Raw genomic sequence first — 6025 nt, forward strand, 5'->3', positions numbered from 1 at the left:
CAGCAGACCGCGCAAGACGCTGAACTGGAAGACGCCGGCAGAGGCGCTCGACGCTGTGCTGGCTGCCGTGCAAGATGGTGTTGCGACGACCGCTTGAACCCAAGTTCGCCACCAATATCAAAGTGCGGGAGAGCCACCGTAGCGGTGGAGGATCATGGTCAGCCTGGAGACGCGCTCATCAAGCTGCAGCCCAAGAGGCGCATCTGAAACGACGCATGCAACTGTAATGCTAAGCGACTGAGAACACGTTCGGGGGTGGGCTGGCGATGACCTGATTGAGAGTGTACAATGCGTTTGAGAGCTCGGTAAGGTCCTTCGGCCCGCCCAGGCAGACGCGGATCGCCCCAGGATCGGTCTCGTCCACCATGGACATGAGGGGGGGCGTGACGTTTATGCTGTGCCGGCCTGCGGCAGCGGCGAAGCTGATCGCCGACCATTCTGGAGGCAATGGCAGCCAGCCATAAAAGGGGGGGAACTCCAGCCTCTCTGCTGCGGAAAAGATGCTGGAAAACACACGATAGCGATCAAGCGCCTGCTGCCGGCGCTCGCGCACCAGCTCGCTCATCTTACCGCTCTCGACGAGGCGTACCGCGATCTCGCTGAGCATAGGAGCCACGAACCAAGCCGAGGCGTTCAGGAGGAGTTCGGCCCGCTCGGTAAAAGCTGATGGCACCGTCAGCGTGCCAAGGCGAAATCCCGGTGCAACGCATTTGGAATAGGATGTGATGTAGAAGCTGCGGTCGGGAATGAGCTTCGTGAGCGGCGCCGGCCGCTCCGGTATGAAGAAGCCATAGACATCGTCCTCGATGATCGTAAGGTCGAGATCCTCAGCCAGTTCGGCGATGCGCCGCCGACGCGCAAGGCTCATGGTGCGAGCCGTAGGGCTCTGCAAGGTCGGCATGCAGTAGAACACCTTGGCGCCGGACGTCCGGCAAGCCGCCTCCAGAGCGTCAGGATGGGCGCCCTCGCCGTCCATGGCCACAGGGACCAGCGTGAGATGGTAGGCCTTGGCGATAGCCTTGAAGCCGGAGTAAGTGAGGGTATCTACAAGGATGGCATCGCCGGGCCGCGCCACTAGGCGCACCACGACGTCAATCGCATGCTGGGCACCGTTGCACAGGAACAGCCGCGCTGGATCCACGATGAACGAGCCGCCGGAGACAGAGGCGGCAATGATCTCGCGATGCTGCCGGATACCGCCGAGCGCATGGTAGTTCAGGAGGGGCGCGAGGTCGCGGACGGCCGACACCTCGGCCAACAGCCCGGATAAGATCTCGGTCTCGCGCCCATCAGCCGGCACGTTCAACGCCATGTTCACTGGCTCGCGCGTAGCGGACGCCTCATCGCGGCCCACGGCGCGCCGGCTCACAAAGGTGCCCTGCCCCACATGGCCGCTGACGATGCCGCGCTGCTCGGCCTCCTGATAGGCCTTACTCACGGTGCCAACGGAAAGGCCCAGCCGCTGAGCCAACTTCCGGTGCGGGGGCAGGCGGGAACCGTCAGTCAACCGGCCTTCGTTGACATCCTGTTCTAGGGCGCTCACCAGAGCCAGATAACGCGGCCCGGAGGTTGACAACTGCCTTGGCAGCCATCCGGAAAGCTTCATCTCGTCTGAGCCCATCAGCTGACATTTCCTTTCCCGGCCCGTTTCACTTCGTGTCGCTACGTCCGAAGGTGGCCGACGTATTTCTTGACCGTATAGGCGTCAAGTCCCCTTGACGCCACCTTCGCGGCCCCAGCCGCTGTCGCCAATGTCGTCGAAGGGGGTTTCTGGCATCGCGCCCACCATCTGGTTGATGCCTATGGTCCCGACCTCAAGCTCCTCCGCCAAACGATTGACGGTCGCGGCGGAGCTTGTGAAGGCATATCCGGCCAGCCCACAGGGCGGCGCATTCGCCCGTTCCAGTGCTTGGTCTATGTCATTAACCGGTTGCTCCAGCGCAAGCGGGCCAAAAGGTTCGTGCGTCATGGCCTTCGCGTGGTTGGGCATGTCCGCCAAGAAGGTCGGCCTGTACATCGGGCCTGTCCCTTTGGGGCGTTCACCGCCGGCGACAAACCGGGAGCGTTAGCACAGTGGCTACGTGGTCAAGCCACTCGCGCATGAGGTCAGCAACGCGACGCAGGATCTGGCCCCGCTCGAAGGCGACGTGCGTTTCAAGCGCAAAGGCGCGGCTCGCCGCCATCAGTGCGCGGTCAAGCTCTGCTGTGCCGGCGTGGAGCAGCGTGCCGAGAGACTGTTCTGTGGCGGGATCGAAAATAATTTTGCCCCCGAATCGACCTCGACGACTCGTTCGCCGCCAATATGTAGAGCCAGTTTCGTGCACATGTTTTATTACTTCGACAGTGGAAGGTACACTCAGGCGCCGGTCAGTCGGAAGCCCGTTGGGAACAGGTCCTCTGGGTCGAGGTTACCACGCATGGGGACCCCTCCCCTGAGGCTTTCGCCCAGCGTTCGAGACCCGCGTCGGCGATGATCTTGGCGATGGCGGCCTTTTGTTCGTCTGCCAGCGGCAGCAAGGGTAGCCGCGGGCTGCCGGCGTCGCGCCCAAGCTGGCTCATGGTCTCCTTGATGGCCGCGTAATAGGCCCCGGACTGGAAGCAGCGATAGAAGGCGAAGACGTCGCGACCGAGCCCGTCCAGGGCCTTGTCCCCGGTGAGCGCCTTGTCCCAGTAGTCGCGGATGAGAGGGCCTGCTATCTGATGCGCCATCGCGATCACGCCGTGGGCCCCGACTGCCCGGGCCGGCACGATCATGGTTTCGTAACCCACGAATACGCGCAGCTTGTGGCCAACCCGCTGGACGAGTTCAGTCACCTGGGTGATGTGACCGGAGCTGTCCTTGATGGCGACCACAGTCGGTAGGGCGGAAAGCTGATCAACCAGTGCGGGCGTGATGTCCACACCGGTGCGGCGCGGGCTGTTGTAGAGCATCAACGGCAGCGAGCTGCTCCGAGAGACACGCTCGAAGAACGCTAGGATCTCGCGGGGCCTCGGCATGGCGTAGATGGGCGGCAGGATCATGCCACCCGCACACCCGGCCGAGACTGCGGATTGACAGACCTCGACCACATCCTCCACCCGCAGATCGGCAACCCCTGCCAGGACTGGAACGCGCCCTGCTGCATGACTGACGGTGAGCCGATAGAGGCGGGCCCGCTCGGCGATGCTCAGCGCATAGAACTCGCCTGTGCTGCCGGCCGTTACGATGCCGTTCGCACCATTGGCGATCGCCTCATCAATGAGCTCCCGGTATCGGGTCTCGTTGATGCTCCCGTCGGTCCCGAAGGGGGTGACGAGAACGGGGAAGATGCCACCCCAGTCTGAATGGGCCATGGGTTAGGGTCCTTGTGTGGGAGATGCGGTCGAGGGTGCGCCCGCCGCGGCCGCGAGTGGACCGAGAAGGCGGGCCGCTTCCGTGAAGCGACCGACGAAGGCCGCGAGCCTCGGGTCGGCGCCTGACAGGGTGTGTACCGCCTTGGGGTTACCGTGCCTTAGCGGAAATATCGATTTGCACTGTTTGGAATGCTGCCTCGATTTCGGAACACACGAGCAGCCGCTTTGGAGCCAGCTGCTCATTGTTGTGCTCGATGGACCGGTGAAACTCTTCACCATACATGCTCACGCAGTTGAGCTTCCCGGCTAGGGCGTCCGATATCTCCGGGTTTGCCATCAGGTCCACTACCGTGCAAGGCTCCAGCTGCAGAAGCCCTTTCTGAAGATCGGTTTTGTGTTGATCATTGAGATCTGATGTTGTGATCACAGCGAGCGACCATGGCTCGCGTGCGTGCCCAAATTCTCTCAGGTGCATGACGTCGACTTTTTTGTCAGCCCAGCGGCGGAAACGTTTGCGAGCTTCCTTCGGATTCCGCGTCACGGCCCTCGTGGAAGGGAAATGCTCTCCGACACCACTCCCGATCAGGTCGACACATAGGTCACTTGCTCCGATCAGGTAAAGGTGTCCGCGAGTCTCGCCATTCTTATATCGATCAGCCATGACGGCTCGGACGAACTGATCGTAAGTGAATGATGCGTTGAACTGATGCCTCTCGCGTGCAGCCAGACCAATATCAACCCCCCACCGTGCGATCTGGAAGATTGGAAGATTTTGGTCACCACGCTTGTAAGCATTCTCGAGCTGCTGGATGATGTTCCTCTCGCCGAGGATTCGGGATTGAGCGCCGGATACAATCTCGGCGAGGCGTCGCCCAATGGCGGCCGCACCTTCGATGCGGTCGAAAGGAAAGCCGGCAAATACCTCGACAGGGATGTTTCTGAGTGCGCTCTCCTCACCATAGAACTCAACTCGCGAGCATGTCGCGACCAGGAGAATCTCGTCTTTGGCGAAATCCTCTGCCATTTTCTTGATCCTCTCAGAATACCGAGCGATTTCTGTAGGGCTCGTCATCCGATGATCTGCGTAGTGGCCCACAAACTTCGGGGTCATGGAGGGGCTCCAGGTGAAGCACTCACGGTGATCGTCACGGATACCCCTATTCATGAAGCATAGAAAGCTTATTTTGAATATATCTACTTTTATATTATAGATATTATCCAATAATATAAATTATGCTGCAACCAATCAGATGAAAAATCAATAGCGCTGAGGATATGGACGATACTAAATCAAAAAATATATGCTATGCACTATCTTGAATTCGGCATTGCCCACGCCTCTTGCCGGTGTTGATTTCGCCGATTCCCTTGTGGGGTGGGCCGCAGCGAGCTGGATTGCCTGAGCAGGCAGGAGCTGACCGAGCTCGTGCTCCGGCTGGAGCGCCCAGAGAGGGGACCGAGACGCTGCGGGCTGCTCTGAATGCCTTGACGGCAGCGGCCCCCGCGTGGCTGCGAGCTAAGGCCGATCTCGCCTGGCTAGTGCACAGACGCGAACGAACGCATCACGCGCCCATTCGCTAATTGTCTGCAAACGCCAGGAAAATCGCGTCGGTCTTTGTACGTTTTGAAGGCGTCAGTGCACTAGCCCGGATCATTCACGACTGCGGCGATGGGCTTTCTGCGTCTGGCGAAGGCTCGCGGCATGGTTGTGCGAACGCGCGAGATCGGCGCCGGTCCTGTTGGCGGGGGTTCGGGGGCAGATCGCGGGTCTGGCGGGTTGCGACGCGGGGTTTCGACCGGGGCAGCTGCCCCACAGCTCAACAGGTGAGGCGCGGCAGGCGGTCGAGAACGAGGCGGAGGATCGCGCGGTCGGGGTAGGCGCTTGGCAGATGCAGCGTGACGCGGGTCTTCAACTCGACGACCCGCATGGCGAGCTTCACGAGCCGCAGCCGGAGGGTGTCGAACTGCGCGACCCGCCAGGTGGAGCGCTTCGGCATGAGGCTGCGCAGCGACCACAGGATCCAGTAGGCACCCGTGTGCAGCATCAGGCGGAACGCGTTGGCAGTCGCCTTCATGCACGACGTGCGGTCGGCCGCGAGGTGGCGCTTCCACGCCTTGATGTGGTTTTCCGCCTGACCACGCCCGCAGTAGACCTCTTCGTAGATCCTGCGCGGGTCGCCACCGGTGAGGCTCGTGACGATGAAGCGGGTGTCCGTGCCCTGCGGTCCGGCCTCGACGCGGGCGATGAGGCGCTCGACGCGGGACCAACTCCGCGCGCCGTCGAAGAACGCCTTGTAGCGGCGCAGCTTGCTCCGGTCGGGGCGGGCGGCGTGACGGGCTGCGGTGCTCGCCTCCAGCGCCGCGACGTGCCGGCGCAGCGTCGGGATGGCGGCGACGCCGAGGGCGAAGTCGATCCGAGCGGCGCGGCAGAAGTCGAGCACCTCGGGCGCACAGAAGTGGCTGTCGGCGCGGACGAGGATCTCGACGCGTGGCCAGTGGCCCCGGATCTCGCGCACCAGCCGGCGCAGGAAGCCGCGGGCCTCGGCGCCCGTGGGGCGACGCGCGGGACGCAGCATGGCGGCCACGTGGACTTGCTTCGGTTTAGTAGAGAGCGGTTGAACAGGTGCCCCGCCTCTCGAACCGGACAGGGCTGACGAAGCCGAGCGCGGAATGGCGCCGGCAGGGATTGTAG

The 6025-nt window shown here is 62.3% G+C and carries 5 protein-coding genes and 1 pseudogene; all 6 read right to left on the minus strand.

Translation table 11 applies throughout. From position 1 onward, the window contains the following. Positions 1-229 precede the first annotated feature (229 nt). The gene (locus MET2598_RS0105665; protein ID WP_018260156.1) at positions 230-1621 is read right to left on the minus strand and encodes an aminotransferase-like domain-containing protein; all 1392 of its coding nucleotides are present in this window, start codon (positions 1619-1621) and stop codon (positions 230-232) included. Positions 1622-1705: 84 nt separating this feature from the next. Beyond that, positions 1706-2017, minus strand: a complete 312-nt coding sequence (locus tag MET2598_RS42615; RefSeq protein ID WP_018260157.1) for an aldehyde dehydrogenase family protein — start codon at positions 2015-2017, stop codon at positions 1706-1708. Positions 2018-2039: 22 nt separating this feature from the next. Beyond that, positions 2040-2324 carry an aldehyde dehydrogenase family protein gene (locus MET2598_RS43675; protein WP_442918989.1) on the minus strand — a complete coding sequence of 95 codons (285 nt, stop codon included), beginning with the start codon at positions 2322-2324 and terminating at the stop codon, positions 2040-2042. A gap of 43 nt (positions 2325-2367) precedes the next feature. Next, complete coding sequence (locus MET2598_RS0105675) at positions 2368-3333, minus strand: dihydrodipicolinate synthase family protein (protein ID WP_018260158.1); 966 nt, start codon at positions 3331-3333, stop codon at positions 2368-2370. A 148-nt stretch (positions 3334-3481) separates the two neighbouring features. Beyond that, the gene (locus tag MET2598_RS38645; RefSeq protein WP_084673767.1) at positions 3482-4444 is read right to left on the minus strand and encodes a hypothetical protein; all 963 of its coding nucleotides are present in this window, start codon (positions 4442-4444) and stop codon (positions 3482-3484) included. A 706-nt stretch (positions 4445-5150) separates the two neighbouring features. Next, positions 5151-5918 (minus strand): annotated as a pseudogene (locus tag MET2598_RS35995) (IS1380 family transposase); the annotation flags it as partial. Positions 5919-6025 lie beyond the last annotated feature (107 nt).

This window comes from Methylobacterium sp. WSM2598, from assembly GCF_000379105.1.
Classification (GTDB): Bacteria; Pseudomonadota; Alphaproteobacteria; order Rhizobiales; family Beijerinckiaceae; genus Methylobacterium.